The organism is Tsuneonella sp. HG094 (assembly GCF_053819285.1).
Map to the genome: position 1 here is coordinate 1,007,267 of NZ_JBSORA010000001.1, position 25,963 is coordinate 1,033,229.

Below are 25,963 nucleotides of genomic sequence, written 5' to 3' on the forward strand. Positions count from 1 at the left end.
AAGGCGCTGGACGAGCGTGCGGAGGACCACCGGTCGGTGGGCCTGTTCGCGCGCCTGGTCCATCGGCGCGCGCCGACCTCTGCGTCGGAAACCGCGCTCGACGGCGCAAACCGCACACGCAGGAGGATCGTCGCCTGGGCGCTGATGATCGGGTTGCTCATGGGTTTGTTCGACGTCCCGCTACCGATCGAGGATTCGTTTCGCGCGGCCCGCTCGGCGGTTCGGCTTCATTCGTCCGATCGGTCGATCGTCGTGGTGTCGATCGATGACCGTACACTCAACGATCTCAATGCCTCGGATACCCGGCGAGACCAGGATGCCGAGTTCCTGGATGATCTTTTTCAGATGGGGGCAAAACGGGTCTTCTTCGACCGCGCTTATGCCGATTCCACCGTGCCGGAGCAGGACCAGGCATTCATCGACGCTTTGCAACGGCATCGTCCCAATGTGTCGCTAGGCCTCATGCCCTATTTTCCGCAGAGTGACGGATCGACGATCTCGATCCTGCCCAACCCTATATTCCGGCCGCATGCCAATATTGTATCGATCGTCGGCGCGGAGGGTCCTTTTGGCCTGTCCACCACGTTCCCTACCCATTCGCTGGTGAACGGCCGAGTTTATCCGTCGCTGTCGGGAGCGCTCGCAAATGCGGAGCCGATCACGAATTCCTATCGCGTCGATTTTGCGATAGATTACAAGACGATCCCGCTCGTCAGCTATATCGACGTGCTGCGCGGGCGGGTGGACCCCGCGATGTTTTCCGGCCGGGATGTAATCGTCGCGCCATCCAGTCGCGCCACGGTCGATTATCACCCGGTGCCCTACCGCGATAAGATCCTCGGGGCGATCCACCACGCGATCGGAGCCGAGACGCTCAAGAAAGGGACGCCCCGAGACTTCTCCTGGTATCCTGCATTTCTGATCGCTGCGGTGGTGTTGCTGCTTCAACGGGGTCGGCAGCTTCCCTCCCGTCGCTTGCTCGGCGGCTCGGCTGCATTTCTCGTTCTGGTCCCGATCGCGTTCGATGCAGTGAACATCAACTTTGACGTGGTCCCCGCGCTCATCGCGCTGAGCATCGCCTGGATCCGCCTCCACAGGTACGCGGCCCAGTCCTATCGCGGCTCAACCGGATTGCAGCGGATCGAAATGTTGCATGCGATCGGCAAGGCAACCGAAATGGACGTTGTCGCGCTCAAGATCCGCAATTTCGCGACGATCAGTGCCAGTCTGACTGCCGAAGAGGTCGAAAAGCTCCTCGTCAAAGCGCAGACCATGTTGAAGGCAACCGATTCGGAGGCGCAGTTCGCGTTCGAGAAGGATACCTTCGTTTGGCTGCGCAGTGCGGCGCCGACTGTCGAACTGGAAAGTCACGTACGCGGACTGCACGCGCTGTTCCGCACCAGCATCACTATCGGCGCGCACGCGCCCGACGTCGCTTCGTCAATCGGGATCGATATCAACCGGGATGCGTCGGTACGCACCCGCGTAGAGAACGCCATGCAGTGCGCCGAGGACGCGGCACATACGAACCGCATCTTCATGATCGGCGCCGCGGAACTGGCTGCCGATCGAACCTGGCGCCTCCAGATTCTTTCCGAACTCGAGAACGCCATCAAGACCGGCGAGGTCGATGTCGTGTTCCAGCCGAAGGTATCGCTGTCCACGGGCGCGATCGTCGGGGCGGAAGCGCTGATGCGATGGAATCATCCGGAGCGCGGTCCGATCGATCCCTCGTTGGTCATCGCCGCGGCGGAAGAACACAACCGTGTCGATATGATCACCCGGTTCGTGTTGAAGCGCGCAATGGAACAGGCCCGACGCGCGTTGGCGATCGATCCGTCGTTCAAGGTTGCTGTCAATGTCTCCGCGATCGATCTCAGCGATCCGATGTTCCTTACCGATCTCGAGGCGATCATCGCCGCCTATCGCTTCCCGGTCCGCAACCTAGTACTTGAGATTACCGAGACAGCCCCGATCGAGAACGACAAGACCGTGGCAAGGACATTCGCCGCGCTGAAGCGCATGGGCGTCGGCATGTCGGTGGACGACTTCGGTATAGGTCACGCCTCGCTTCACTACCTGCGTCAGATTCCGGCCGAGGAGGTTAAGATCGACCGCAGTTTCGTCGTAGGAATGCAGACGTCGCTGGAAGACCGGGCACTGGTCCGAACCGCGATCGACATGATCCACTCGCTCGGACGGACGGCGGTGGCCGAAGGGGTAGAGGATCTCGCGGCGGTGGAATTGCTGCGGCAGATGGGCTGCGACACAGCACAGGGTTACTATTTCTACCGCCCGATCACGATGGAGACACTGGTTCCCAGAATGCAGGAGGGAGCCAAAGCCGCATAAATTCTTGATTAATCTTTACGACCTGTTAACCATGCCTGTTAGCACATCCCGTGCGAAACAGGAGGTCGTATGTCGATTTGGACCTATTTCGTCGATCTGTTCGGCGGCCGCTAATTAGGCTAACGGACTGAAAAGCTTCGACAAATGTCGAGGTAGTAAGGTTCGAAATGCGAGTTGTACGAAAGCGGGACGATCGCCTCGCTGACGTGCGAATCGGGGTAAACGAATTGCGAACCGACCGAGCCTGACAGGGGGCGTCGTTCGCAGGTCGTGCTAGAGTTTCTTTGAAAAGGCCGCCGCTCAGGCGGCCTTTTCTCGTTTGGCCGGATCGGTTTTGCCGGCAGCGGATTTTCCGGCCCGCTGCACGATGCCGCTCAACCCCCTGGTCAGCTGGAACAGTCCGTTGAGCCGGCTTTGCGGATCGCCCCAGGCGCGGCTCAGCACCAGCTTCATGTCGGGCCGCAGCTTCGCATCGGGACCCACACGGCCGACCCACGCCATCAGCCCCGCCGGATCGGCGAAATCGTCCTTGTGGAATGTCACCAGCGTGCCGCGCGCGCCGACGTCGATCTTGGCGATGTTGGCGACGATCGCCTGGTGCTTGATCTCGATCAGCTTGACGAGGTTGGCGGTCGGCGCAGGGAGCGGTCCGAAGCGGTCGATCATCTCGGCGGCGAGGCTTTCGATCTCGCCCTGATCCTTCGCGTCGTTGAGGCGGCGGTATAGGCCCATCCGCACCGCGAGATCGGGCACATATTCCTCCGGGATCATGATCGGCGCATCGACCGTGATCTGCGGGCTGGGCCCGGCCTCGCGCTCCAGGCCTACGTCGCCTGCCTTGGCTGCGAGGATCGCGTCCTCCAACATCGCCTGGTAGAGTTCGAAGCCGACTTCGCGGATATGGCCCGACTGCTCGTCGCCGAGCAGGTTGCCGGCGCCGCGAATGTCGAGGTCGTGGCTGGCGAGCTGGAATCCCGCGCCCAGGCTGTCTAGATCACCCAAAACCTTCAGGCGCTTCTCGGCCACTTCGTTCAACACGGTATCGCCCGGCGTCGTGAGGTAGGCATAGGCGCGCAGCTTAGACCGGCCCACACGCCCGCGTAGCTGGTATAGCTGAGCAAGGCCGAAGCGGTCGGCGCGGTGGATCACGATGGTGTTCGCGCTCGGGATGTCGAGCCCGCTTTCCACGATGGTGGTCGACAGCAGCACTTCGTATTTGCCTTCGTAGAACGCGCTCATGCGTTCCTCGACCTCGGTCGGGCTCATCTGCCCATGCGCGCTGATCGCCTTCACTTCGGGCACGTGCTTGTGCAGCCACTCCTCGACCTCGGGCATGTCCTTGATGCGCGGGACGACGATGAAGCTCTGCCCGCCGCGATGGTGCTCGCGCAGCAGCGCCTCGCGCATGACCATGTCGTCCCATTCCATCACGTAGGTTCGTACCGCGAGGCGGTCGACCGGCGGGGTCTGGATCGTCGACAGCTCGCGCAGGCCCGACATCGCCATCTGCAGCGTGCGCGGGATAGGCGTGGCGGTGAGGGTGAGGACGTGGACGTCGGCCCGAAGCTGCTTGAGCTTTTCCTTGTGGGTCACGCCGAACCGCTGCTCCTCGTCGACGATGACGAGGCCGAGGTTCTTGAACTCGGTCGATTTCGACAGGATCGCGTGGGTGCCGATCACTACGTCGACGTCACCGGACTTGAGGCCGTCGCGGGTGTCCGATGCTTCCTTGGCGCCGACGAGGCGGCTGAGGCGTCCCACCTTGAGCGGGAAGCCCGAGAACCGCGCGGCGAAGTTCTCGTAGTGCTGGCGGGCGAGCAGGGTGGTCGGCGCGACGACCGCGACCTGCCGCCCGCTCATCGCGGTGGCGAAAGCGGCGCGCAGGGCGACCTCGGTCTTGCCGAAGCCGACGTCGCCGCAGACGAGCCGGTCCATCGGCTTGCCGCTGCCGAGATCCTCCAGCACCTCGTCGATCGCGCGGTCCTGGTCGTCTGTTTCCTGCCACGGGAAGCGGTCGACGAACTGGTTGAAGCTCGCTTCCTCGGTCTCGACCACGGCGGCCTTGCGCAGTGCGCGGGCGGCGGCGGTGCGGAGGAGTTCGTGCGCGATCTCGCGGATGCGCTCCTTCAGGCGCGCGCGGCGCTTCTGCCATGCCTCGCCGCCCAGGCGATCGAGCGCGACCATCTCCTCGCTCGAGCCGTAACGCGAGAGGACCTCGAGGTTTTCGACCGGGACGTACAGCTTGTCGCCGCCGGCGTACTGCAACATCACGCAGTCGTGCTTCGACTTGCCGACGGGGATCGCTTCCAGGCCGAGGTATTTGCCGATGCCGTGGTCGATGTGAACCACGAGATCGCCCGCGTTGAGCGCCTGCAGTTCGGCGAGGAAGGCGTCGGCGCTCTTGCGCTTCTTCTTGCGCCGGACGAGCCGGTCGCCGAGCACGTCCGCCTCGGTGACGAGGTCGATCTGCTCGTTCGCGAAGCCGTTCTCGAGTGGCAGGACCAGCGCGACCGGCTTGCCCTTTGCACTGAGGCCCAGCGCCTCTTGCCATGTCTCCGCGAGTTCCATCGGCGCGCCGGCCTCGCCGATGATCGAGGCAATGCGCGCGCGGCTGCCCTTCGAATAGGTCGCGAGCAACGGTTTGCGACCGGCCTTGCCCGCGGCCTTCAGGTGATCGGCGGCGGCGGCGTAGACGTTGTCGCCGCGCGTGCGCTCGGGCGTGAAGTCGCGGCCCGAGCGGAAGCCGAAGTCGATCACCGTGGCGCTCTCGGGTTCGGCGAAAATCGAGGCACGGTGGATCGGGCGGTCCTTGAGCGCGGCATCGAGTTCGCCGCGCGTGAGGTAGAGCGCGTCTTCGGGCAGGGGGCGATAGGTCCCTTCCTCGCGCTGGCGATGATAGTCGGCCACGTCAGACAGGCGCTCGTCCGCGGCGCCGAGCGCGGCATTGTCGATCACCAGCAGGTCGTCGTCGTCCAAGTGATCGAACAGCGTCGACAGGCGCTCCTCGAACAGCGGTAGCCAGTGTTCCATCCCGGCGAGGCGGCGACCGTCGCTGACTGCCTGGTAGAGCGGGTCCTGCGTGGCGTTGGCGCCGAACCGCTCGCGGTACCGGGTGCGGAAGCGTTTGATCGTGTCCTCGTCGACCAGCGCTTCGCTAGCGGGCAGCAGCAGGTGCCGCTCGATCAACCCGGTGGTCATCTGCGTGTTCGGGTCGAACAGGCGCAGCGATTCGAGGTCGTCGCCGAAGAAATCGAGCCGCAGGCCCGCGTCGAGCCCACTGGGGAACAGGTCGAAGATCGACCCGCGCACCGCGAATTCGCCGTGGTCGATCACCGTGTCGGTGCGCGAATAGCCCTGCCGCTGGAGCAGTGCGATCAGCGCCTCGTGCGCGATCGTCATGCCCGGTTTCAGCTCGCGCACCGCCTCGCGCACGCGGAACGGGGTGAGCACGCGCTGCAGCAACGCGTTGATCGTGGTGACGAGAAGCTGCGGGCCGGCACTCTTCGCTTGCAGCCGGTGGAGCGCCGCGAGCCGCCGCGCGCTGACGGCGAGGGCGGGGCTGGCGCGGTCGTAGGGCAGGCAGTCCCACGCGGGGAACTCGACCACCTCGAGTTCGGGCGCGAAGAATTTCGCCGCCTCCGCCACCGCGCTCATCGCCGCCTCGTCGGGCGCGACGAACACACCGCGGCCTTTCGCCGCGCGCGCGAGATCGGCCAGCACCAGCGGCTGCGCACCGCGCGGCACCGACGACAGCGTCAGCGGAGACTTCGCGGACAGGATCTTCTGGAGGTCGGGCATCGTCAATCCTGTGTGGCGCACACGCGCGGAAACCCGCTCGAGCCATTTCGAGCGGGTGCGCTTCGGTGCTCAGATAGGGCGAACGCCCGGACGGGCAAGCCGTTTCAAGCTATGTCGACGAAATCGAGCCGCTGCATCGCGTCCATCTGCGCGCCCGCGAAGCGCGGAGGCACGTCCGCTGCCCGCATGGCCCAGGCGAGGACGTCGACGTCGTCTTCCTCGAGCAGCGCCTCGAACCAGGCGAGCTCGGCCTCGCCCCATTGGGCGTGGTAGCGGTGGAAAAATCCGCCGATCGTGTAGTCCGCCTCGCGCGTGCCGCGGTGCCAGGCGCGGAACTTGAGCCGTCGGATGCGCGCTGCGGTGTCCATGCGGAAGCGGCTAGGCGAAGGTCCGGCCGAACGCAATCGGGGCGGCAGGCACGCGCCCGCCGCCCCGCTTCTCCTGCCCCGCCGATCAGGGGTGCGTGTGCGAGAAGTAGCGCACCGCGTTCGAGACGAGCTTGTCGTTCTCCTCGTTGAGCTTCTTCGCTGCATCGGCGCTTCCGGCGATCTTCTCGAACGCCGCTTCGTAGGCCTTCCGCTCGGGCGATGCGTGGGCATCGAACGTGGTCATGCCGCGCGGTACCTTGCGCACGAGCATCAGGTCCCACGGCCCGTCCATCATCCAATGCACTTCAGTCTTCGGCAGGCCCGCGGCGGCAGCGGCCGGGGCGTAGTACTTGTCCTGCATCTCGCTCCAGCGCTCGTCGGCGCCGGTCGCGAACTTCAGCATCGTGATCGTGTAGGTCGTGCGCGCCTCTTCCGGCTCGTTTTGCGCAGCGACAGGAACTGCCGCGATCATGCAGGCCGCAGCAAGTGCAATCGACGTGATTTTCCGGGTCATGGTGGCCCCCTCTCCAAGGAAGGCGACCCGCGGCGGCGTGGTTAACACAAATCCGCGCTTTTGCCCAAAGCCATTCCTCGACGCGCTTCGCATCGCGCGGGAATGACTTTAGAGGAGACGCGATGCGGCCCGACGTGCTCAATCCCCTGTTCGCCGAGGTCGCGGCGCTCGACGGTGTCGGGCCCAAGGCGCTCAAGCCGCTCGACAAGCTGGGCCTGACCCGCGTGCGCGACCTTGCCTACCACCTTCCCGACCGTTTCGTGACCCGGCGACCGATCGAGAACCTCGACCAGGGGAGCGTCGGCGAGCAGGTCGTGGTGCCGCTGACCGTGACAGAGCACCGCCCCCCGCGATCGGGCCGGGGGCCGTACAACGTGCTCGCGACCGACGCGCTCGGCAACGTCGTCTCGCTGACCTACTTCGGGCGCGCAAGCTACACCGCGAAGAAGCAGTTGCCGGTCGGCGAGCGGCGCTGGGTGGCAGGCCGGCTAGACCAGTACGGCCAGATGCTCCAGATCGTGCATCCCGACCACGTCAGCGAGGACAGTTCGGGCCTGCTCGGTACGCTCAACGAACCGGTCTATTCGCTGTCCGAAGGACTGACCCAGCCCAAGGTCGCGGGGCTCGTCGCGCAAGTGCTCGACCGCTTGCCCGCGCTGCCCGAGTGGATCGAACCCGGGCAATTCGCCCGGGTGAAGTGGCCGGGCTGGGGCGACGCGCTGACGCTGGCGCACCGTGGCGATCATCCGGCAGCCCGCGACCGGCTCGCCTATGACGAACTGCTCGCCAACAGCCTCGCGCTGATGCTGGTGCGCGCGGACAACCGCAAGCGACGCGGGCAGGCCCTCAAGGGCGACGGCGCCTTGCGCGGCAAGCTCGAACTGCCGTTTCCCCTGACCGGTGCGCAAAGGCGCAGCATTGCGGAGATCGAGGGCGACCTTGCGCAGCAGGTGCCGATGCTGCGCCTCCTCCAGGGCGACGTCGGCAGCGGCAAGACGGTCGTTGCGCTCGAGGCGATGCTGATCGCGGTAGAGGGCGGTGCGCAGGCCGCGCTGCTCGCGCCGACCGAGATCCTCGCCCGTCAGCACTACGAAACGCTGCGGCGGATGCTTGCGCCCATTGGAGTCGAGATCGCGCTACTGACGGGGCGCGACAAGGGAAGGGCGCGCGAGAGCATCCTGATGGGGCTCCACGACGGCGGCATCCGCATCGTCGTCGGCACCCACGCGATCTTCCAGGACACCGTCGCCTATAAGAACCTCGGCCTCGTAGTGATCGACGAGCAGCACCGCTTCGGTGTGTCGCAGCGGCTGATGCTGAGCGCCAAGGGCCGGGTGACCCCGCACACCCTCGCCATGACCGCGACCCCGATCCCGCGCACCTTGACGCTGGCGCAATACGGCGAGATGGACGTGAGCCGCCTCGACGAGATGCCGCCTGGGCGGCAGGCGATCGATACTGTGGTGATCGGCGCGGAGCGCACGCCAGAGGTGATCGAGCGGCTCGCAGGTCAGCTCGATGCGGGCGCGCAGGCCTATTGGGTCTGCCCGATGGTCCGAGAGCTCGAGACGGAGGACATTGCCGCCGCCGAGGCGCGCTACGCCGCGCTCAAGGCGCGGTTCGGGGACGATGTCGTTCTCGTCCACGGCCAGTTTCGCCCCGAGGAAAAGGACGCCGCGATGGAGCGGTTCGCGGCCGGTAATGCGAAGCTGCTCGTCGCGACGACAGTGATCGAGGTTGGCGTCGATGTGCCCAACGCTACTTTGATGGTGATCGAGCAGGCGGAGCGCTTCGGCCTTGCCCAGCTTCACCAGCTTCGCGGCCGCGTCGGGCGGGGCGCGAAGAAGTCTGTCTGCCTGCTGCTGCGCGGGGAGGCGCTGAGCGAGACCGGCAAGGAACGGCTCGCGCTGATGCGCGAGACGCAGGACGGCTTCCGCCTGGCCGAGGAGGATCTGCGCCTGCGCGGTGGAGGCGAGCTTCTGGGCACGCGCCAATCGGGCGATACGCCGTTCCGCGTCGCCGATCTCGAACAGATCCAGCGCCTGCTTCCGATCGCGCACGAGGACGCGCGGCTGCTGATGGAGCGCGATGGCGGCCTGACCGGCGAGCGGGGCGAGGCGGCGCGGGTGCTGCTCTACCTGTTCGAACGCGACTGGGGCGTGCAACTATTGAGAGGAGGTTGAATGAGAGAGCTACTCGACCGAATCAAAGACCCCGGTGCCAGATCTGCGGCGGAGCAAGTCGTTCGTCTGATGCAGGATCTCGGTTTCGAGATGCGCGGCCCACGCAGGGGTCATGTCAAATCGGCTGCATTCTATAAGGGTAACACGTACGCGTTCTCTTTCATTCCAAATCAAAGCGATATCCTGTTTTACTGTCGCAATCCCGCCACAAACCAGCGTCCGGCGATCCATACCCTCGCGAGATCGAACCATCCCGGTCAAGTAAACGTCGATCGTTGGGGTCGTCCCGCCGAGAACAAATTGAACGAAACGAAAGTTCGACTGCGTTCGCCCAAGGATGTCGAAGTTCTGGCGAGTTGGCTACGTTCCGAAGCGCGCCAAATCGTCGGCTGATCCATTCAGTGCCGATCAATCGATAGCCGTGCAGCGGGACTGAGATGTACGTCTCGCAGCCTCCGCGCGCCGTATCCGCCGGTGTATCGCTCGCGTTGACCGCGGGTGTCGTTGCCTTGCTGGTGTTCGGGCTGGGGACAGCGCGGCAGGCTGAGATCGTGCCCGCGCTGCTCTCGGTCGACCTCAGCGAAGCGCCGCCCCCGCCCCCGCCGCGCCCGAAGCAGCGACCCGAGCAACGCCGCCGCGACAAGGCTGCGCCCAAGGACGAGGCGGGGATGAAGAACCTGCGCAACAAGGCGACTGCGATCGTCGCCCCTCCGGTCGTTCCGCTCATCGTCCCGCCCCCGGTCGTGACTGCGCCGGCGGCCGACGTGGGGAGTGCGCCGCAAACCGGCGCGTCCGACCAGCTCGGACCGGGCCGGGGCGCGGGCCGCTATGGCAACGGCCTGGGAGGCGGTGGCCTGGGCGGTGACGGCGACGGCACCGGGGATGGCGTGGCGGTGCAGGGTCCGCGGCGGACATCGGGCCGGATGTCCTATTCCGATCTTCCCGAAACCGCGCTCGCCCTTGGCGAAGAAGCAGCGGTGACGGTGGTCTTCGCGGTCGAGGCCGACGGGCGCGTGACCGGATGCCGCGTCGACCGGGCAAGCGGCCGCCCGGCGATCGACAGCCTGACCTGCCGCCTTATCGAGCAACGCTTTCGCTATCGCCCGGCGCTCGACCGGCGCGGTCGGCCCGTCCGCTCGCATGTGCGCGAAACCCACGAATGGGTCGCCAACGACCGCTGACGGGAACGTCGTTTCGGGCCGCGTATTGTCTGCTCCGAACAGGGGAGAGACATGCGCACCATTGCGACCCTGATGGCGGTGACGTTGGCCCTGGCGGCCTGCGGGCCCTTTCCCGACGATCTTGAGGGTACCAGCGAGCGGATCGAGCGGACTGGTGTGATCCGTGTTGCGATGACGCGCCTCCATGCGGAGGACAGGGATCGCGCAGCGCGTTTTCTCAGCAACCTTGCCGCGGCAAAGGTCGCACGGCTCGACGTCGCCGATGGGCCGGCCGAGCGCGCGCTTGCCGCGCTGGAGGCAGGGAAACTCGACGTGGTGATCGGGGAATTCGCGCACGATTCGCCGTGGGTGGCCGACGTCTCGCTTATCGAACCCATCTCGACCCGTACGGTCGGTGACCGCAAGATCGGCCTCGCCCCGGTGGCGGCGAATGGCGAGAACCGCTGGATCGCCACGTTGGAAAAGACGGTCCGCGATCTTGAGGCAGTGCGATGAGCGAGCGCGAAGGGCACCCGCCCGAAATACGCGGCGACCTCGCAGCGGCGCAAAACCTCGCCAAGTGGAATATCGTCTGGTCGGGGAGCGTCGTCGTGGCGATGGGCTTGGTCATGGGTTCGAGCCAGGCGATGAAGACCGCTTGGGTCGAGGACCTGCTCGCGCTGGTGCCGCCGATCGTGTTCCTCTTCGCCACGCATTGGGAAAAGAAGGGCGCGGACGAGCGATTCCATTACGGCTACGACCGCGGCAACAGCCTCGGTTTCCTGGTCGCGGCAGTCGCGCTCGGCGCAGTCGGCCTGTTTCTTGCGAAGGAAGCCGTGACCGCGCTCTGGACCCAGCATCATGTGACGATCGGCACCGTGCGCGTTCTTGGTCGCGATGTCTGGCTGGGCTGGTTGATGTTCGCGGCGCAGGCCTATGCCATTGCGGTTCCGGTCGCGATCGCACGCAAGGAATTGCCGCTCGCCGAGCGGCTCAGCGACAAGCTGATCCACACCGACGCACAGATGAAGAAAGCCGACTGGCAGACGGGTGTCGCGGGGATCGTCGGAATCGGCGGCCTTGGCCTCGGGTACTGGTGGGCGGATGCGGCGGCGGCGCTGGTCATCTCGGTCAGCGTGATCCGGGATGGTTGGAAAGCCATGAAGATCGCCGCGGCCGAGCTTGTCGACGGTGTCCCGCACGAGCTTGGAAGCGAGGAACTGGCGAAGGACGCCGCCGCGCTGCGCGACGTTCTCGAGCAGCGCTTTCCGCAAGCCGACCGGATCGCGCTGCGCGAAACGGGACGCTTCATCAGGGCCGAAGTGATCGGCGCACGTCCCGACGCCGAATGGGACGCCGAAGAGATCGACATCGACGGGTGCGACGACTGGCGCATCGATTCCATCGCCTTTCGGCCCTGACGGTTTTGCGCTGACCCTTGCGCCTGCCGCGAGTCGGGGGCACCATGCCCGCGCCGGGTCGCCAACGGCTCCGAACGGGACAGACATGAACGCAGAACCCTGGTCTCGCCGCGCGGCGACGATGATGATCGCATTTCTCGGCGCGTGCACCAGCACCGTGCAAGCCGCGCCCTATGTCATGTTCAAGGATCCCAATTGCGGGTGCTGCACCGATTGGGCCGAACATGCGCGCTCGAGCCTGCATCACGAAGTGCAGGTCCGCGAAGACGAATCGATGGACAGTGTGAAGACGCGGCTTGGCGTTCCGGCCGACCTCGCATCGTGCCACACGACGGTCGTCGACGGTTATGTCATCGAAGGTCACGTGCCGGCGAAGGAGGTCGAGCGCCTGCTTGCCGAGCGTCCCGAGGGCGTGAAAGGCCTTGCGGTCGCGGGGATGCCGATGGGCTCTCCGGGCATGGAGGCGCAGGGCCACTACACCGAGTACGAGGTCATCGCGTTCGGCGACGCGGGGCGGACGGTGTACGCCCGCTACCCGTGATTGCGGCCGATCACACTTCGCTTCGCTCGTGATTTTTCGCGCGAAATGATCCCACGGGTCATTTCGACCATGCGACAGCGCTTCGCTATCGCTCGCGAGTTTTTCGACGAAAGATGTCCGCCGGACATCCTTCTGCGCGGAAAACTGGTCGGGGAAAGAGGATTCGAACCTCCGGCCCCTGCCTCCCGAAGACAGTGCTCTACCAGGCTGAGCTATTCCCCGACCGATGCTTTCCCCCGTCCGGAAACCCGGGCGGGCGAGGCAGAGGCGGCCCTATAGGGAGGGGATCGCGGGGTGGCAAGCGGGCTTTTCGCAGAGTAGGGCAAGGCATGGCCAGCGCGCTTCCGTTCCCCGATTCTCTTGAGCCGGACCACCCCGAACAGCAGTATCTCGACCTGATGCGCCGCATCTGGAGCGAAGGGTCCGAGCGGATCGATCGCACGGGTATCGGCACGCGATCGGTCTTCGGCGCGATGCTGCGATTCGATCTGGCGGGCGGGGCGATGCCGCTGATCACCACCAAGCGCGTCTACTGGAAGACCGCCACGCGCGAGTTGCTGTGGTTCCTCACCGGCGAGACGAACATCCGTCCGCTGGTGCTGCAGGGCGTCGGCATCTGGAACGAGTGGCCCCACGCGACATATGTCCGCGAAACGGGGCATGCCATCAGCCTCGAGGCTTTCGTCGAGCGAATCGCTGCGGACGAGGCGTTCGCGGCGCGCTGGGGCGACCTTGGCCCGGTCTACGGCAAGCAGTGGGTCGACTGGCCGACCTATCGGTCTCGCTCCGACGGACTCTACGAGCCGGGCGAGGGGATCAACCAGATCGCCGCCGTGGTCGAATCGTTGCGTACCAATCCCGGAAGCCGCCGTCACATCATCGAAGGCTGGAACGTCGCCGAGCTCGACCGGATGGCGCTGCCGCCGTGCCACAAGACCTATCAGTTCCACGTCGCGGGCGGGAAGCTCAACGGACTGCTCTACCAGCGTAGCTGCGATGTCGCGCTGGGGCTGCCGTTCAACCTGTGGTCGGCGGCATTGCTCCAGCGGATGCTCGCGCAGCAGGCCGGTCTGGAGCCCGGCGAGTTCGTGTGGATGGGCGGCGACGTGCATCTCTACCTCAACCACTCCGACCTGATCGAAGAACAGCTCGGCCGGGAACCCCAAGGGCGTCCACGGCTTGAAATCGTACGGCGGCCCGAAACGATCTTCGACTACCGGATCGAGGATTTCGAGGTTTCGAATTACACGCCGCTCAGTGCACTTAAGGCACCGGTGGCGGTCTGACGGGACCTCCTTGACTCGGTCGGCCGGTTTGAAATATTATGTCGCAGTCGTAAAAGATTGCGTCATTGCTTCCGGGGAAGCTCTGGCACGGGAGAGCAATGCGAATGGCCGCTGACAGTACCACGGGAACGGCGAGGACGGGCAGCAACCGCCCGGCACTCAAGTTTCACGTCCCGGAACCGGCTTACCGCCCCGGCGACGCGGTCGATTTCTCGCACATCAAGGTCAGCGAACCCGGCGCGCAACCGCGTCCGGACGAGACCTGCCCGGCGATCGACACCGCACCGCTGGCGAACGACCTCGTCCGGGTGCTCGGCGACGACAACCGCGCGCACGGCCCGTGGGACCCTCGGCTCGACGCCGACACGCTGCGCCAGATGCTGCGCACGATGGCGCTCACCCGCGCATTCGACGAGCGGATGTATCGCGGCCAGCGCCAGGGCAAGACCAGCTTCTACATGAAGTGCACCGGCGAGGAGGCGACCAGCGTCGCCGCCGCGATGGCGCTCGCCAGCGACGACATGGTGTTCCCCAGCTACCGCCAGCAGGGCATCCTGATCGCGCGCGGCTATCCGCTGGTCGAGATGATCAACCAGATCTATTCGAACCGCGGCGACAAGCTGAAGGGCCGCCAGCTGCCGATCATGTATTCGAGCCGACCGCACAGCTTCTTCACGATCAGCGGCAACCTCGCCACGCAGACCCCGCAGGCGGTGGGATGGGCGATGGCGAGCGCGATGCGCGGCGACAGCCGGATCGCAGCGACCTGGGTGGGCGAAGGCAGCACCGCGGAAGGCGATTTTCACGCCGCGTGCCTGTTCGCCACCGTCTACAACGCGCCGGTGATCCTCAACGTCGTCAACAACCAGTGGGCGATCTCCAGCTTCAGCGGCTTTGCCGGCGGCGAGCGGGCGACCTTCGCCGCGCGCGGGGTCGGCTACGGCATCGCCAGTCTGCGGATCGACGGCAACGACGCGCTGGCGGTTTATGCCGCGACGCAGTGGGCCGCGAACCGCGCCCGCTCCAACGCCGGGCCGACGCTGATCGAGCACTTCAGCTACCGCGCCGAAGGCCACTCCACTTCCGACGATCCCGGCCAGTACCGCAGCGCGCAGGAGCGCAGCGAATGGCCGCTGGGCGACCCGATCATGCGCCTGAAGGACCACCTCGTCACCTTGGGCGAGTGGGACGAGGAGCGGCAGGAAAAACTAGACCTCGACTGCGCCGAGCAGGTCAAGGCCGCGACCAAGGATGCCGAGAAGAACGGCGTGCTCGGCCACGGCATGCACCATCCGTTCCACACCATGTTCGAGGACGTGTTCGAGGAACTGCCCTGGCACCTCGAGGAACAGGCCGCGCAGGCGATCCGCGAAAGGAAGATCAAGTGGCCGCAAGCGTGACCAGCGACTACCGCGACGACACTCCGCTCGGCCTTGCCGATGCTCCGTCGCGCGCGATGAACATGATCGAGGCGATCAACGACGCGCTCGACATCATGCTCAGCCACGATCCCAGCGTGATCATCATGGGCGAGGACGTCGGCTATTTCGGCGGCGTGTTCCGTGCGACCGCGCACCTGCAGGAAAAGTACGGCAAGAACCGCGTGTTCGACACGCCGATCAGCGAATGCGGGATCATTGGCGCGGCGGTGGGCATGGGTGCCTATGGTCTGCGCCCGGTGCCCGAGATCCAGTTCGCGGATTACATCTATCCGGGGCTCGACCAGCTCATCTCCGAAGCGGCGCGGCTGCGCTATCGCTCGGCGGGCGAGTTCATCGCGCCGCTGACCGTCCGCAGCCCGTTCGGCGGCGGCATCTTCGGCGGGCAGACCCACAGCCAGAGCCCCGAGGCGCTGTTCACCCACGTGGCGGGCATCAAGACGGTGATTCCGTCGACCCCCTACGATGCCAAGGGTCTGCTGATCGCCGCGATCGAGGACAACGATCCGGTGGTGTTCTTCGAGCCGAAGCGGATCTACAACGGCCCTTTCAGCGGCTACTACGACAAGCCGGTCGAACCGTGGAAAAACCACCCCGACAGCAAGGTGCCCGAAGGCTACTATTCGATTCCCCTCGGCAAGGCGCGGACTGTGCGCAGCGGCGAGGCGATGACGATCCTGTGCTATGGCACGATGGTCCACGTCGTGTCCGCGGTGGCCAAGGACAAAGGCGTCGATGCCGAGATCATCGACCTGCGCACGCTCGTTCCGCTCGATATCGAGGCGATCGAAACCTCGGTTCGCAAGACCGGCCGCTGCCTGATCGTGCACGAGGCGACCCGGACGAGCGGGTTCGGCGCGGAGTTGTCCGCGCTGGTGCAGGAACGCTGCTTCCACCATCTCGAAGCCCCGATCGAACGGGTGACCGGCTTCGACACCCCCTATCCCCACAGCCTCGAATGGGCCTATTTCCCCGGCCCGGTCCGCATCGGCGAGGCGATCGACAAGATTCTGGAAGCCTGACGCATGGCACGTTTCATCTTCAATCTGCCCGACATCGGCGAAGGCATTGCCGAGGCCGAGATCGTCGCGATGCACGTCAAGCCCGGCGACACGGTCTCCGAAGACCAGCAGATCGCCGACATGATGACCGACAAGGCCACGGTCGAGATGGAAAGCCCGGTCTCGGGTACCGTCGTCGAGGTTGCCGGCGAAGCGGGCGACGTGATTGCCATCGGATCGATGCTCGTCGTGATCGAGACCGAGGGCGGAGCCATCGATACCGCGCCTGTCGCGGAAGCGGCGCCTGCGCCGACGTCCGAAGTTGTTGAGCAGCGGCTCGAAGCCGAGACGCCCGAGGCCGAGGATGTGGCGAAGGTGATCGCCGAAGCGCCCAAGGCCGCGCCGCCACTGCCCGAACCGGCGCCGGCACCGAAGCCTGCTCCGGCTCCCGCACCCAAGCCCGCTCCCGTCGCGAGCGCATCGCACGCGAAGGTCCTCGCGACGCCCGCCGTTCGCGATCGGGCGAAGGCGCTCGGCATCGATCTGGGCGACGTCCGTCCGGGCGAGGAAGGCCGCATCCGGCACGCCGACCTCGACGCGTTCATCTCCTACGGCGCGCCTACCGGCCATGCGCCTGCCGGGATCACCCGCGCCGACGAGACGGTGAAGGTCATCGGCCTGCGCCGCCGCATTGCCGAGAACATGGCCGCCGCGAAGCGCAACATCCCGCACTTCACCTACGTCGAGGAATGCGACGTCACGGAACTCGAGCGGCTGCGCGAGCAGCTCAACGCAGCGCGCGGTGACAAGCCTAAGCTCACCATGCTGCCGCTGCTGATCGCCGCGATCTCCAAGACGGTGCCGCAATTCCCGATGATCAACGCCCGCTACGACGACGAAGCGGGCGTGGTGACGCGGTCGGGCGCGGTGCACCTCGGCATGGCGACGCAGACCGACGGCGGCCTGATGGTGCCGGTCATTCGCGACGCGCAGGCCAAGAACCTGTGGCAGCTCGCAATCGAGATCCGCCGCCTCGCCGAGGCTGCGCGCGACGGGTCGGCCAAGTCTAATGAACTGTCGGGCTCGACGCTGACGATCACCTCGCTCGGACCGCTGGGCGGTGTCGCGACCACGCCGGTCATCAACCGGCCCGAGGTGGCGATCATCGGTCCCAACCGGATCGTCGAGCGCCCGATGTTCGTCTCTGACGGCATGGGCGGCGAGCGGATCGAGAAGCGCAAGCTGATGAACATGTCGGTCTCGTGCGATCATCGCGTGGTCGACGGGTGGGACGCGGCGAGCTTCATCCAGGCGATCCGCAAGCTGATCGAAACGCCGGCGCTTTTGCTCGTCAACTGATCGGGTTATCCTGCCGTCCGAAAAGGGAGGGCAGGATGACCACCGATCCACGTGTCGATACCTACATCGCCAAGGCCACGCCGTTCGCGGAGCCGATCCTCACGTACCTGCGCCAGGTCGTCCACGACGCGCTTCCGCAGGTCGAGGAAGGCATCAAGTGGGGCATGCCGCACTTCATGGTCGGCGGGAAGAACGTCGCCGGGCTGGCCTCGTTCAAGGCGCACTGCGCGTTCGTGATCCACGGCGAGGGCCGGCAGGGCAGCAGCGAACGCGAAGGGATGGGCGGATATGGCAAGGTCACCTCGCTCAACGACCTGCCGCCGCGCGAAGTATTGATCGAATCGGTGCGTGCGGCTGCGACACGCGTCGCGGAAGATGGCCGTGCGACCGCGTCGCGCGACAAGAAGCCGCCCAAGGCCGAAATCGCCATGCCGGAGGATTTCGCCGCCGCGCTGGCCGCTACTCCGGGCGCGCGCGAGAAATTCGACGCGTTCCCGCCGGGCGCGCGGCGCGAGTACCTCGAGTGGATCGTTTCGGCCAAGCGCGAGGACACGCGAGCGAAGCGCATCGCCACGGCCTGCCAGCAGTCGGCAGAAGGCAAGAAAATGAACTGGCGGTACGAAAAGTGCTGACGCGTCAGCGCACGATCGCGCTGTAGGTCATCTGCCCACGCGCGGCACCCGCGACCCGCAGGCGCAGGTGGGTGACGTCTTCCGCCGAGGCGAATCGCTGGCCCATCTTCAACTCGCCGAGTTCGCCCCAGTTGCGGCCCCCGTCGGTCGACACCTCGACCGCGTCGCTCCCCGCGCGCTGGAAGGCGAGGGTGCGCGGTACCGCGCTTTCGACGGTGAAGCCTTTCGCCGCCGTTTCTGCGCGCCACTGGAGCACGAGCACGACCTTGTCCCCCGGTCTCAGCGTGCTCGCAGGTTCGAGCGCGCGGACGCCTTCGCGCATGCGCTCGACATATACCGAGCGATCGATATCTACCGACCCCTGCGCGTGCGCCGCACCGGCGACGCACAGCAACAAACCGGCAAGGCCAAGGCCATAACGCATATCTCGAAAGTCCCCCTTCGCCCCGCGACCGGGGCTGGGCGGACAGTGCCGCGACATGGTTAATTTTTGGTGGATCGGGCTCCCGCAAAAAGGCGCCCTTGCTGCTGTTGACAGCCCTCCGATCACGCCCTAGTGGCGCTGCTCCCAAGCGGTGCAAGCCCCTTAAATGCGCGGGTGTAGCTCAGTTGGTTAGAGTGCCGGCCTGTCACGCCGGAGGTCGCGGGTTCGAGCCCCGTCACTCGCGCCACTTGGGACTTTTTCAATCTACTCGGTTGGCGCTGGCGCCGGCTCCTTGACGGGGCCGAGGCGCCTGAACGCGCCCGTGCAGCTGCCGAATGTCGGACTGATACCAAGACTGCCATCGACGAACTGGAAACTGTCGGCACCGTCGAACGCGATGACCTTACGCGTCGTCGCCGCGTCCGACGGGATCGCGTTGCCACCGGTCGGCGTGATCGTCAGGTCACCGGTCGCCGAATCGAGCGCGTAACTGCCCCAATAATCGACGTAGCGCTCGAACGGATACCAAGTGACATCGAAGCTGCCGTCCTTGCGGAAGACGACCTCGCGGATGGTGCTGCGGAGACAGGTCTTTTCGTCCTGTGCCCAGGTGCCGACGAGCGACGGCGGCGGATCAGTCTGCGCTGTGGGCGTGGCGGCGAGAAGGGCAAGGATCGAGAGCATCAAACCTCGGGTCCCTTGGGCGGGTCCCAGCGGCCCGTCTCCATCCATATGATGTAGCGCTTCAGCGGCAGGAGCCAGACGATCCCGAGCACGAAGTAGACCGCCGCCTGCGCCAGCGTGGGCCAGTGGCCGATGAGGTCCGGAGCGTAGTGTGCGATGAGCCCGGCGTAGAGGCCGAGAGCGATCAGGAGCGCGAGGATCCCCAGCGGGATGCGCAGCGTCGGCTCGGTCCTCATGCGAACGGCCCCAGCACCCGCGTGGGCGTCACGACCGCGCGAAGTGGTACATCGTGCCGTTCGGCAGCGAATTGCGGGATTTCCTGCATGTCCCACGCCATGCCGACGGGAATTGCGCCGGGGTGCGCCGCGAGCCAGCGGTCGTAGTGCCCACCGCCCTGGCCGAGCCGCTGGCCGTCGCCGGTGAAGCCGACCACGGGGACGAACAGCACGTCTGGCTGGACTTCTTCCGCCTCGTTGTCTGGCTGCACACCGAATGGCCCCGGGAAGAGATCGCTTCCCTCGAACGGGTCGCTATGCAGGCGAAAGGTCATCGCGGCCTCCCGCGCGGCGAACCACGGCAGCGCGATGGGATGGCCTTGGTCGAGGAAGAACCGAGCATACCCGCCTGTCGGTGCCTCGCCGGGGGTTGCATGGTAGAGCCCGACGGTCGCTCCCGCAGGCACGAGATCGAGCACGGGGCGGGGCGGGCGATGGAAGATCAACGCGCGGACCTGGGTCGGAAGCGCCGCGGCATGGGCGATCCGCTCGGCCCGCAGGCGGCGGCGCAGGTCGGCCTTCGTTTGGGAGGTTACAGTCATGAACGGGAGCTAGCGCGAAAATCCACGCGCTCAAGTAGCACAAGCGGTAGCGCGAAAAATTCGCGCTCAAGCAGCGAATGCGAAGCCGGCCAACGGCCAACAGAAAGCGCGCAAAGTCTGTGGCGGAACCACCATGGGTCGTTTGCCTCGAAATCCTCCGACGCCTCAACGTCAGGTGGGAACCATGTACCCCGATTTCCTGGACGAACCAGGGCCTCAGGGCAGGGACAGCTCCCTTGGATTGCTTATAGCCCCGGGGATTTTGATAAGGCTCGTGCCGGGCAGTCCCGCCGCAGCCTATCTAGGCGCTGGCAGCCCGACCCTCAAGCTTGTCAGCACATTCCTCGAGCATTTCGGCAAAATGTTCGAGTGCAGGGGCGAGGGCTGAGAGGTCCGCGGGGGTATCGGGCGCCGCAATCGCGACCGGCCGGGACGACAGCTGCTCGCGCGCAGCGGCAAGTTCGTCGTGGAGTTCCCTCGACTTGGCTTCCTGCGCCGCAAGCGCCGATTCCATCTCGGCGAGGCGGTCGAGCGCGTGCGCCAGTTCCGCGCCTTCGCCGTCGCGAGCGCCCTGAAGTTCTGCCAGCTCGCCTTCCAATTCGGCGATCCTGCTCTGGAGCGGTCCGAGGCTGCTCGCGATCTTGTCCTGCGCCCCGGCAACGGTCTCGCGTCCTTCCTGCACTTCGTCGGCGAGGAGAAGCGCGGCGAACAGCAAGTTCTGCGCATCGGGTCCGGCAGGGTTGCCGAGCGCGGCCAGCTTCTCGGCGACCGTCTCGCCGAGCCGGGTGACGCGGGCTTCCTCGCCTGGGGCGCAGGCGACGCGGTAGGTCCGCCCGCCGATCGAGAGCGCGACCTCGCTCATTGATCGAGGTCCGCGATCACGCGGTCGAGATCGGCCAGGGCGAGCGCCACGGTCTCACGCAGGGTCTCGTGCTGTTCGATCAGGGCAAGGATGTTGGCGGAACCGCCGGCGGCAGGTGCCGCGCTCGCGGGCGTGTCTGCTGCGCGCGCAATCCGAGCGAGCGCCGCCTCGATCCGCTGTACAGCCGCTTCGCTTCGATCCCCCGTCATCGCAGCGCAATTTATCGTCATTGCCGCGTTTGCGCAAAGGGTTGTCGCGGCCTGTTGATAACTGGCCTTTAGTCAGCCGTTCGGGAACTACGCGGGCGCTCGCCTTGACCTCGCGGGGCGGTCACGCGAAGGGGGCCGCGCGCACCCGAATCGGCCTATCGAGGAGCCTGAAACCAATGTCGCTCGACCCCGTCCGCCTCGCACCGATGGCCAATGCCATCCGTGCGCTTTCCATGGACGCGGTGCAGGCGGCCAATTCGGGCCACCCCGGCATGCCGATGGGCATGGCCGACGTGGCGACGGTTCTCTGGTCTAAGTACCTCAAGTTCGATCCCAAGGTGCCCGATTGGGCCGATCGCGACCGTTTCGTGCTGTCGGCCGGGCACGGTTCGATGCTGATCTACAGCCTGCTGCACCTGAGCGGCTACGCCCACCCGACGATCGACGAGATCGCCCACTTCCGCCAGCTCGGCAGCCCCTGCGCGGGTCACCCTGAAAACTTCCTGATCGACGGTGTCGAATGCACCACCGGTCCGCTGGGCCAGGGCCTCGCGATGGCGGTCGGCATGGCGATCGCCGAGCGGCATCTCAACGCGGTCCACGGCGACGCTCTGGTCGATCACACCACCTGGGTGGTCGCGGGCGACGGCTGCCTGATGGAAGGCGTCAACCACGAGGCGATCGGCCTTGCCGGGCACCTGCGCCTCGGACGCCTGAAGGTCCTGTGGGACAGCAACAATATCACTATCGATGGGGCGACCTCGCTCTCGACCTGCGAGGACATTCCTGTGCGCTACCGCGCCGCCGGATGGCACGTGCTTGAATGCGACGGGCACGACTTCGCCGACATCGACCGCGCGCTGGGCGAAGCAGCCGCGCTGGACGACAAGCCGGTGCTGGTCGAATGCCGTACGGTGATCGGCAAGGGGGCCCCCAACAAGCAGGGCACCAGCGGCGTGCACGGCGCGGCTCTGGGCGCGGACGAGGTGACGGCGGCGCGCGCCGAACTGGGCTGGACCGCGGCACCGTTCGAAGTCCCCGCCGAGATTCTCGCCGACTGGCGCAAGACCGGCGAGCGCGGTGCGGCCGCGCACGCCGAGTGGACCGCGCGCGCGGGCGGCAAGGACCTTTCGGTCACGATCCCCGCCGACGTCCTCGACGATTACATCGCCGAATTGCTCGCCGAACCCAAAAAGGTCGCCACCCGCAAGGCGAGCGAGATGGCGCTCGAGGTGCTGACTGCCGCGATCCCCGGCATGATCGGCGGCTCAGCCGACCTGACCGGATCGAACAACACCAAGACCAAGGCGACCGGCCCGCTCACCGCGGACGATTACGCCGGGCGTTACCTCTATTACGGAATCCGCGAATTCGGCATGGCCTGCGCGATGAACGGCATGGCGCTGCACGGCGGGGTGATCCCCTACGGCGGCACCTTCCTGATCTTCAGCGACTATTGTCGCAACGCGGTGCGCCTCAGCGCGCTGCAGCAGACCCGCGCGATCTACGTCTTCACGCACGACAGCATCGGGCTGGGCGAGGACGGGCCGACCCACCAGCCGGTCGAGCACCTGATGAGCCTGCGCCTCATCCCGAATCTCAACGTGTTCCGCCCGTGCGACACGATCGAGACCGCCGAATGCTGGGCGCTCGCACTCTCGACCCCGGAGACGCCCTCGGTTCTCGCGCTGAGCCGCCAGAACCTCCCGCAATTGCGCACCGAGGGCGGCAACCTCTCGGCCAAGGGCGCCTATCGCCTGCGTGCCGCCAGGGGCGACCGGAAGGTGATCCTGATCGCCACCGGGTCCGAGGTCGAGATCGCCGTCGCCACCGCCGACGCACTCGAAGCCGAAGGCATCGGGGCGGACGTGATTTCAATGCCTTGCATGGAACTGTTCGATGCGCAGGACCAGTCCTACAAGGACGATCTGCTGCCGAACGTTCCGCCCGAACAGGTTCTTCGCGTCTCGATCGAGGCCGGCAGCACGATGGGCTGGGATCGCTACACCATGGCGAACGGCCTCAAGATCGGGCTCGACCGTTTCGGCGCCTCGGCTCCGGCCGAAGACCTGTTCGCGAAATTCGGTTTCACCGCAGAAGCCATCGTTCCCAAAATCAAAGCCAGACTGGGCATTTAGCAGGAGCTTTTCACATGGCGACCAAGGTTGCGATCAACGGTTTCGGACGTATCGGGCGGCTCGTCGCGCGCGCCATCCTCGAGCGGACGGACCACGATCTGGAACTCGTTTCGATCAACGATCTGGCGGACACCAAGTCGAACGCGCTGCTGTTCGGGTTCGACAGCACCCACGGCCGCTTCCCGGGCACCGTCGAAACCGACGGCAACGACCTGGTGGTCAACGGCAAGCACATCCACGTTACCGCCGAGCGTGACCCCGGCAAGCTGCCCCACAACGCCAACGGTATCGACCTCGTGCTCGAATGCACCGGGTTCTTCCAGTCGGATGAAGCGAGCCGTCCCCACCTCGCCGCCGGTGCCAAGCGCGTGCTGATCTCGGCCCCGGCCACGGGCGTGTCCAAGACCATCGTCTTCGGCGTCAACCAGGATAGCCTGACCGCCGACGATGTGATCGTCTCCAACGCGAGCTGCACCACGAACTGCCTCGCTCCAGTCGCCAAGGTCCTGCACGAGACGGTCGGGATCGAGCGCGGCTTCATGACCACGATCCACAGCTACACCAACGACCAGCGCATGCTCGACCAGATCCATTCGGACCTGCGCCGTGCGCGGGGCGGCGCGCAGAACATGATCCCGACCACCACCGGCGCAGCCCGCGCGGTAGGTCTCGTCCTGCCCGAGCTCAAGGGCAAGCTGGACGGCAGCTCGGTCCGCGTGCCGACGCCTAACGTGTCGATGATCGACCTCGTGTTCACTCCCGGCCGCGACACGACCGCCGAGGAGTTGAACGCTGCGCTCAAGGCGGCCGCGAACGGTGCCATGAAGGGTGTGCTCGACTATACGGATCAACCGCTCGTTTCGAGCGATTTCAATCACTACCCGGCGTCTTCTACCGTCGATTCGCTGGAGACCGCGGTGCTCGAGGGCAAGCTCGCCCGTGTCGTCAGCTGGTACGACAACGAGTGGGGCTTCTCGAACCGGATGATCGACACCGCCGGGGTGATGGCGAAGTTCCTCTGACGATATCATCGTCGATCAAGCGCTCGATAAAGGCAGGTTGATAGTATGACCGGACGGTTCCGAACGCTCGACGATCTCGGCGACGTGCGCGGCAAGGTCGCGCTCGTCCGGGTCGACCTCAACCTGCCGATGAACGAGGGCCGCGCGAGCGACGTGACCCGCGTCGAGGCGAGCGCGCCGACGATCCTCGAACTCGCGGACGCAGGCGCAAAGGTGCTGCTGCTGGCGCACTTCGGGCGGCCGAAGGGCCAACGCAGCTCGGTCATGAGTACCAGCATGGTTATGGGCGACGTCGAGCGCGTGCTCGGGCGCGAGATCATGTTCATCCCCGAGGTCATGGGCCCGGTCGTCGAACAATCGGTCGGTATCCTGCGCGATGGCGACATCGGCCTGCTCGACAACGTGCGCTTCTGGCCGGGCGAGGAGGCGAACGATCCCGAGTTTGCGAAAGGCATCGCCGCGATCGGCGATTTCTACGTCAACGACGCGTTTTCCGCCGCGCACCGCGCGCACGCGACGACCGAGGGCCTTGCGCGCCTGCTGCCCGCCTATGCCGGCCGGGCGATGGAAAAGGAGCTGAAGGCGCTCGACGCCGCGCTCGGCTCGCCCGAAACGCCCGTCGCGGCGGTCGTCGGCGGGGCGAAAGTCTCGACCAAGCTCGCCGTGCTCGAAAACCTCGTCGGCCGGGTCCAGCACCTGATCATCGGCGGCGGGATGGCCAACACCTTCCTCGCCGCGCGCGGGGTCGATGTCGGCAAGTCGCTGTGCGAGCACGACCTCGCCGCCACCGCCAACGCGATCATGGACAAGGCCGACCACGCCGGGTGCACGGTGCACCTGCCCTATGACGTCGTGGTTTCGAAGGAATTCGCCGCCAATCCGGCGAGCTTGCGGACCTGCAACGTCCACGAGGTCGCTGCCGACGAGATGATCCTCGACGTCGGACCCACCGCGGTCGAGGCTCTGGCAGACGTGCTCAAGACCTGCCGCACGCTGGTGTGGAATGGTCCGCTGGGTGCGTTCGAGACGCCGCCGTTCGACGAGGCCACCGTGGCCCTGGCGCGCACCGCCGCCGCGCTCACTCAAGACGGATCGCTGGTTTCCGTCGCCGGGGGAGGGGACACCGTGGCGGCACTCAACCACGCGGGCGTGGCGGGTGATTTCACCTACGTGTCGACCGCCGGCGGCGCATTCCTCGAATGGATGGAAGGGCGCGAACTACCTGGCGTCAAGGCGCTCGAAAAGTGAGTGAAGAGCCCGCCACAGCAGGCGTCCTCGCGGGACCCCAGCGGGTCGAGGGCGGCGAATTCGATGGCTGGCTCCACTGGGCCCACGACGCTTTCGAAACGCGCGCAGGTCCGTTCTTCTACCGCGTGGACGAGAACGGTGAGGCGGTCTGCGCCTTCCGCGCCGAACAGCGGCACATGAACGGTGGCGGCTTCATGCACGGCGGGTGCCTGATGACCTTCGCCGATTTCGCGCTGTTCTCGATCGCCCACCACGAACTGACCGACAACTACGCCGTCACCCTTCAGATGGGGTGCGACTTCCTCGATCCGGCAAGGGTCGGGCAGTTGATGGAGGCGCGCGGCGAAGTGACCCGGGCGGGCGGCAAGACCGTATTCGTGCGCGGCACGATTACCGCCGACGGCAAGCCGGTATTCTCGTTCACCGGCATCATTCGCAAGGTCGGCAAACGCGCCTGAGCGCGGGTTGCGGGCCGGTGCGGTGCTGGCTAAGGGCAGCCCCGCGC

Annotated in this window: 25 protein-coding genes, 2 tRNA genes and 1 other RNA gene; 17 read left to right on the top strand and 11 right to left on the bottom strand. The window is 66.0% G+C overall.

Features of this window, described 5'->3' with window-relative positions; all coding sequences use genetic code 11:
• Positions 1 to 144 precede the first annotated feature (144 nt).
• Positions 145 to 2,352: an EAL domain-containing protein gene (locus tag ACWPMX_RS04990; protein ID WP_455700732.1), complete on the top strand. Its 2,208-nt coding sequence runs from the start codon at positions 145 to 147 to the stop codon at positions 2,350 to 2,352.
• Between the two features lie 300 nt (positions 2,353 to 2,652).
• Here ACWPMX_RS04990 and mfd read toward each other — a convergent pair whose 3' ends face one another.
• The 3 genes from mfd to ACWPMX_RS05005 form a co-directional block, all read right to left on the bottom strand.
• Positions 2,653 to 6,150 (bottom strand): transcription-repair coupling factor, encoded by a 3,498-nt coding sequence (gene mfd, locus ACWPMX_RS04995; RefSeq protein ID WP_455698940.1) that lies wholly within the window; start codon positions 6,148 to 6,150, stop codon positions 2,653 to 2,655.
• A gap of 104 nt (positions 6,151 to 6,254) precedes the next feature.
• A complete protein-coding gene (locus tag ACWPMX_RS05000; RefSeq protein WP_455698941.1) occupies positions 6,255 to 6,518 on the bottom strand; it encodes an FAD assembly factor SdhE in 264 nt (87 codons plus the stop codon).
• Positions 6,519 to 6,603: 85 nt separating this feature from the next.
• The gene (locus ACWPMX_RS05005; protein WP_455698942.1) at positions 6,604 to 7,032 is read right to left on the bottom strand and encodes a hypothetical protein; all 429 of its coding nucleotides are present in this window, start codon (positions 7,030 to 7,032) and stop codon (positions 6,604 to 6,606) included.
• 122 nt (positions 7,033 to 7,154) lie between these two features.
• Here ACWPMX_RS05005 and recG point away from each other — a divergent pair, with 122 nt between their 5' ends.
• The 6 genes from recG to ACWPMX_RS05035 all read left to right on the top strand — a co-directional run bounded on the left by recG (position 7,155) and on the right by ACWPMX_RS05035 (position 12,337).
• A complete protein-coding gene (gene recG, locus ACWPMX_RS05010) occupies positions 7,155 to 9,215 on the top strand; it encodes an ATP-dependent DNA helicase RecG (protein ID WP_455698943.1) in 2,061 nt (686 codons plus the stop codon).
• A complete protein-coding gene (locus ACWPMX_RS05015; protein ID WP_455698944.1) occupies positions 9,216 to 9,608 on the top strand; it encodes a hypothetical protein in 393 nt (130 codons plus the stop codon).
• A gap of 44 nt (positions 9,609 to 9,652) precedes the next feature.
• A complete protein-coding gene (locus ACWPMX_RS05020; RefSeq protein ID WP_455698945.1) occupies positions 9,653 to 10,396 on the top strand; it encodes an energy transducer TonB in 744 nt (247 codons plus the stop codon).
• Between the two features lie 51 nt (positions 10,397 to 10,447).
• Positions 10,448 to 10,891: a hypothetical protein gene (locus ACWPMX_RS05025; protein WP_455698946.1), complete on the top strand. Its 444-nt coding sequence runs from the start codon at positions 10,448 to 10,450 to the stop codon at positions 10,889 to 10,891.
• Complete coding sequence (locus ACWPMX_RS05030) at positions 10,888 to 11,796, top strand: cation transporter (protein WP_455698947.1); 909 nt, start codon at positions 10,888 to 10,890, stop codon at positions 11,794 to 11,796. Before ACWPMX_RS05025 ends, ACWPMX_RS05030 begins: the two co-directional genes overlap by 4 nt.
• A gap of 85 nt (positions 11,797 to 11,881) precedes the next feature.
• Positions 11,882 to 12,337, top strand: coding sequence for a DUF411 domain-containing protein (locus ACWPMX_RS05035; RefSeq protein ID WP_455698948.1), 456 nt, complete (start codon positions 11,882 to 11,884; stop codon positions 12,335 to 12,337).
• A gap of 145 nt (positions 12,338 to 12,482) precedes the next feature.
• On the opposite strand, the gene ACWPMX_RS05040 is transcribed toward ACWPMX_RS05035, so the two are convergent.
• Positions 12,483 to 12,559 (bottom strand) — tRNA-Pro (locus ACWPMX_RS05040).
• Between the two features lie 107 nt (positions 12,560 to 12,666).
• Here ACWPMX_RS05040 and ACWPMX_RS05045 point away from each other — a divergent pair.
• The 5 genes from ACWPMX_RS05045 to ACWPMX_RS05065 all read left to right on the top strand — a co-directional run bounded on the left by ACWPMX_RS05045 (position 12,667) and on the right by ACWPMX_RS05065 (position 18,054).
• Complete coding sequence (locus ACWPMX_RS05045) at positions 12,667 to 13,623, top strand: thymidylate synthase (protein ID WP_455698949.1); 957 nt, start codon at positions 12,667 to 12,669, stop codon at positions 13,621 to 13,623.
• A gap of 104 nt (positions 13,624 to 13,727) precedes the next feature.
• Entirely contained in the window at positions 13,728 to 15,023 is a 1,296-nt protein-coding gene (locus ACWPMX_RS05050; RefSeq protein ID WP_455698950.1) for a thiamine pyrophosphate-dependent enzyme, read from the top strand.
• Between the two features lie 56 nt (positions 15,024 to 15,079).
• Positions 15,080 to 16,084 carry an alpha-ketoacid dehydrogenase subunit beta gene (locus ACWPMX_RS05055; protein ID WP_455700733.1) on the top strand — a complete coding sequence of 335 codons (1,005 nt, stop codon included), beginning with the start codon at positions 15,080 to 15,082 and terminating at the stop codon, positions 16,082 to 16,084.
• A gap of 3 nt (positions 16,085 to 16,087) precedes the next feature.
• Positions 16,088 to 17,422: a dihydrolipoamide acetyltransferase family protein gene (locus ACWPMX_RS05060; RefSeq protein WP_455698951.1), complete on the top strand. Its 1,335-nt coding sequence runs from the start codon at positions 16,088 to 16,090 to the stop codon at positions 17,420 to 17,422.
• Positions 17,423 to 17,457: 35 nt separating this feature from the next.
• Positions 17,458 to 18,054, top strand: coding sequence for a YdeI/OmpD-associated family protein (locus ACWPMX_RS05065; RefSeq protein WP_455698952.1), 597 nt, complete (start codon positions 17,458 to 17,460; stop codon positions 18,052 to 18,054).
• A gap of 4 nt (positions 18,055 to 18,058) precedes the next feature.
• On the opposite strand, the gene ACWPMX_RS05070 is transcribed toward ACWPMX_RS05065, so the two are convergent.
• Complete coding sequence (locus ACWPMX_RS05070) at positions 18,059 to 18,478, bottom strand: hypothetical protein (protein WP_455698953.1); 420 nt, start codon at positions 18,476 to 18,478, stop codon at positions 18,059 to 18,061.
• 170 nt (positions 18,479 to 18,648) lie between these two features.
• Here ACWPMX_RS05070 and ACWPMX_RS05075 point away from each other — a divergent pair.
• Positions 18,649 to 18,725: transfer RNA gene (locus ACWPMX_RS05075), tRNA-Asp, on the top strand.
• A gap of 17 nt (positions 18,726 to 18,742) precedes the next feature.
• Here the strand turns inward: ACWPMX_RS05075 and ACWPMX_RS05080 are convergent.
• From ACWPMX_RS05080 to ACWPMX_RS05105, 6 genes are all read right to left on the bottom strand, one after another.
• Positions 18,743 to 19,162 (bottom strand): hypothetical protein, encoded by a 420-nt coding sequence (locus ACWPMX_RS05080; protein ID WP_455698954.1) that lies wholly within the window; start codon positions 19,160 to 19,162, stop codon positions 18,743 to 18,745.
• A complete protein-coding gene (locus ACWPMX_RS05085) occupies positions 19,162 to 19,398 on the bottom strand; it encodes a DUF2842 domain-containing protein (RefSeq protein ID WP_455698955.1) in 237 nt (78 codons plus the stop codon). The genes ACWPMX_RS05080 and ACWPMX_RS05085 overlap by 1 nt, the downstream gene beginning before the upstream one ends.
• Positions 19,395 to 19,979 carry a 5-formyltetrahydrofolate cyclo-ligase gene (locus tag ACWPMX_RS05090; protein WP_455698956.1) on the bottom strand — a complete coding sequence of 195 codons (585 nt, stop codon included), beginning with the start codon at positions 19,977 to 19,979 and terminating at the stop codon, positions 19,395 to 19,397. The genes ACWPMX_RS05085 and ACWPMX_RS05090 overlap by 4 nt, the downstream gene beginning before the upstream one ends.
• Before the next feature lie 121 nt (positions 19,980 to 20,100).
• A non-coding RNA gene (gene ssrS, locus ACWPMX_RS05095) (6S RNA) lies at positions 20,101 to 20,270 on the bottom strand.
• Positions 20,271 to 20,280: 10 nt separating this feature from the next.
• Positions 20,281 to 20,841, bottom strand: a complete 561-nt coding sequence (gene zapA, locus ACWPMX_RS05100; RefSeq protein WP_455698957.1) for a cell division protein ZapA — start codon at positions 20,839 to 20,841, stop codon at positions 20,281 to 20,283.
• Entirely contained in the window at positions 20,838 to 21,050 is a 213-nt protein-coding gene (locus tag ACWPMX_RS05105) for a hypothetical protein (RefSeq protein ID WP_455698958.1), read from the bottom strand. The genes zapA and ACWPMX_RS05105 overlap by 4 nt, the downstream gene beginning before the upstream one ends.
• Positions 21,051 to 21,226: 176 nt before the next feature.
• Here ACWPMX_RS05105 and tkt point away from each other — a divergent pair, with 176 nt between their 5' ends.
• The 4 genes from tkt to ACWPMX_RS05125 are packed head-to-tail and all read left to right on the top strand — an operon-like array spanning position 21,227 to position 25,916.
• Positions 21,227 to 23,188, top strand: a complete 1,962-nt coding sequence (gene tkt / locus ACWPMX_RS05110; RefSeq protein WP_455698959.1) for a transketolase — start codon at positions 21,227 to 21,229, stop codon at positions 23,186 to 23,188.
• A gap of 14 nt (positions 23,189 to 23,202) precedes the next feature.
• Entirely contained in the window at positions 23,203 to 24,210 is a 1,008-nt protein-coding gene (gene gap, locus ACWPMX_RS05115; RefSeq protein ID WP_455698960.1) for a type I glyceraldehyde-3-phosphate dehydrogenase, read from the top strand.
• Between the two features lie 45 nt (positions 24,211 to 24,255).
• The gene (locus tag ACWPMX_RS05120) at positions 24,256 to 25,458 is read left to right on the top strand and encodes a phosphoglycerate kinase (RefSeq protein WP_455698961.1); all 1,203 of its coding nucleotides are present in this window, start codon (positions 24,256 to 24,258) and stop codon (positions 25,456 to 25,458) included.
• Positions 25,455 to 25,916, top strand: a complete 462-nt coding sequence (locus ACWPMX_RS05125; RefSeq protein WP_455698962.1) for a PaaI family thioesterase — start codon at positions 25,455 to 25,457, stop codon at positions 25,914 to 25,916. Before ACWPMX_RS05120 ends, ACWPMX_RS05125 begins: the two co-directional genes overlap by 4 nt.
• The last annotated feature ends 47 nt before the right edge of the window (positions 25,917 to 25,963 follow it).

What these genes read in the sequence shown, in the direction of transcription:
- ACWPMX_RS04990 (WP_455700732.1), top strand. Translation starts at nt 145, where the DNA reads ATGATCGGGTTGCTCATGGGTTTGTTCGACGTCCCGCTACCGATCGAG.
- mfd (WP_455698940.1), bottom strand. Translation starts at nt 6,150, where the DNA reads ATGCCCGACCTCCAGAAGATCCTGTCCGCGAAGTCTCCGCTGACGCTG.
- ACWPMX_RS05000 (WP_455698941.1), bottom strand. Translation starts at nt 6,518, where the DNA reads ATGGACACCGCAGCGCGCATCCGACGGCTCAAGTTCCGCGCCTGGCAC.
- ACWPMX_RS05005 (WP_455698942.1), bottom strand. Translation starts at nt 7,032, where the DNA reads ATGACCCGGAAAATCACGTCGATTGCACTTGCTGCGGCCTGCATGATC.
- recG (WP_455698943.1), top strand. Translation starts at nt 7,155, where the DNA reads ATGCGGCCCGACGTGCTCAATCCCCTGTTCGCCGAGGTCGCGGCGCTC.
- ACWPMX_RS05015 (WP_455698944.1), top strand. Translation starts at nt 9,216, where the DNA reads ATGAGAGAGCTACTCGACCGAATCAAAGACCCCGGTGCCAGATCTGCG.
- ACWPMX_RS05020 (WP_455698945.1), top strand. Translation starts at nt 9,653, where the DNA reads ATGTACGTCTCGCAGCCTCCGCGCGCCGTATCCGCCGGTGTATCGCTC.
- ACWPMX_RS05025 (WP_455698946.1), top strand. Translation starts at nt 10,448, where the DNA reads ATGCGCACCATTGCGACCCTGATGGCGGTGACGTTGGCCCTGGCGGCC.
- ACWPMX_RS05030 (WP_455698947.1), top strand. Translation starts at nt 10,888, where the DNA reads ATGAGCGAGCGCGAAGGGCACCCGCCCGAAATACGCGGCGACCTCGCA.
- ACWPMX_RS05035 (WP_455698948.1), top strand. Translation starts at nt 11,882, where the DNA reads ATGAACGCAGAACCCTGGTCTCGCCGCGCGGCGACGATGATGATCGCA.
- ACWPMX_RS05045 (WP_455698949.1), top strand. Translation starts at nt 12,667, where the DNA reads ATGGCCAGCGCGCTTCCGTTCCCCGATTCTCTTGAGCCGGACCACCCC.
- ACWPMX_RS05050 (WP_455698950.1), top strand. Translation starts at nt 13,728, where the DNA reads ATGGCCGCTGACAGTACCACGGGAACGGCGAGGACGGGCAGCAACCGC.
- ACWPMX_RS05055 (WP_455700733.1), top strand. Translation starts at nt 15,080, where the DNA reads ATGAACATGATCGAGGCGATCAACGACGCGCTCGACATCATGCTCAGC.
- ACWPMX_RS05060 (WP_455698951.1), top strand. Translation starts at nt 16,088, where the DNA reads ATGGCACGTTTCATCTTCAATCTGCCCGACATCGGCGAAGGCATTGCC.
- ACWPMX_RS05065 (WP_455698952.1), top strand. Translation starts at nt 17,458, where the DNA reads ATGACCACCGATCCACGTGTCGATACCTACATCGCCAAGGCCACGCCG.
- ACWPMX_RS05070 (WP_455698953.1), bottom strand. Translation starts at nt 18,478, where the DNA reads ATGCGTTATGGCCTTGGCCTTGCCGGTTTGTTGCTGTGCGTCGCCGGT.
- ACWPMX_RS05080 (WP_455698954.1), bottom strand. Translation starts at nt 19,162, where the DNA reads ATGCTCTCGATCCTTGCCCTTCTCGCCGCCACGCCCACAGCGCAGACT.
- ACWPMX_RS05085 (WP_455698955.1), bottom strand. Translation starts at nt 19,398, where the DNA reads ATGAGGACCGAGCCGACGCTGCGCATCCCGCTGGGGATCCTCGCGCTC.
- ACWPMX_RS05090 (WP_455698956.1), bottom strand. Translation starts at nt 19,979, where the DNA reads ATGACTGTAACCTCCCAAACGAAGGCCGACCTGCGCCGCCGCCTGCGG.
- zapA (WP_455698957.1), bottom strand. Translation starts at nt 20,841, where the DNA reads ATGAGCGAGGTCGCGCTCTCGATCGGCGGGCGGACCTACCGCGTCGCC.
- ACWPMX_RS05105 (WP_455698958.1), bottom strand. Translation starts at nt 21,050, where the DNA reads ATGACGGGGGATCGAAGCGAAGCGGCTGTACAGCGGATCGAGGCGGCG.
- tkt (WP_455698959.1), top strand. Translation starts at nt 21,227, where the DNA reads ATGTCGCTCGACCCCGTCCGCCTCGCACCGATGGCCAATGCCATCCGT.
- gap (WP_455698960.1), top strand. Translation starts at nt 23,203, where the DNA reads ATGGCGACCAAGGTTGCGATCAACGGTTTCGGACGTATCGGGCGGCTC.
- ACWPMX_RS05120 (WP_455698961.1), top strand. Translation starts at nt 24,256, where the DNA reads ATGACCGGACGGTTCCGAACGCTCGACGATCTCGGCGACGTGCGCGGC.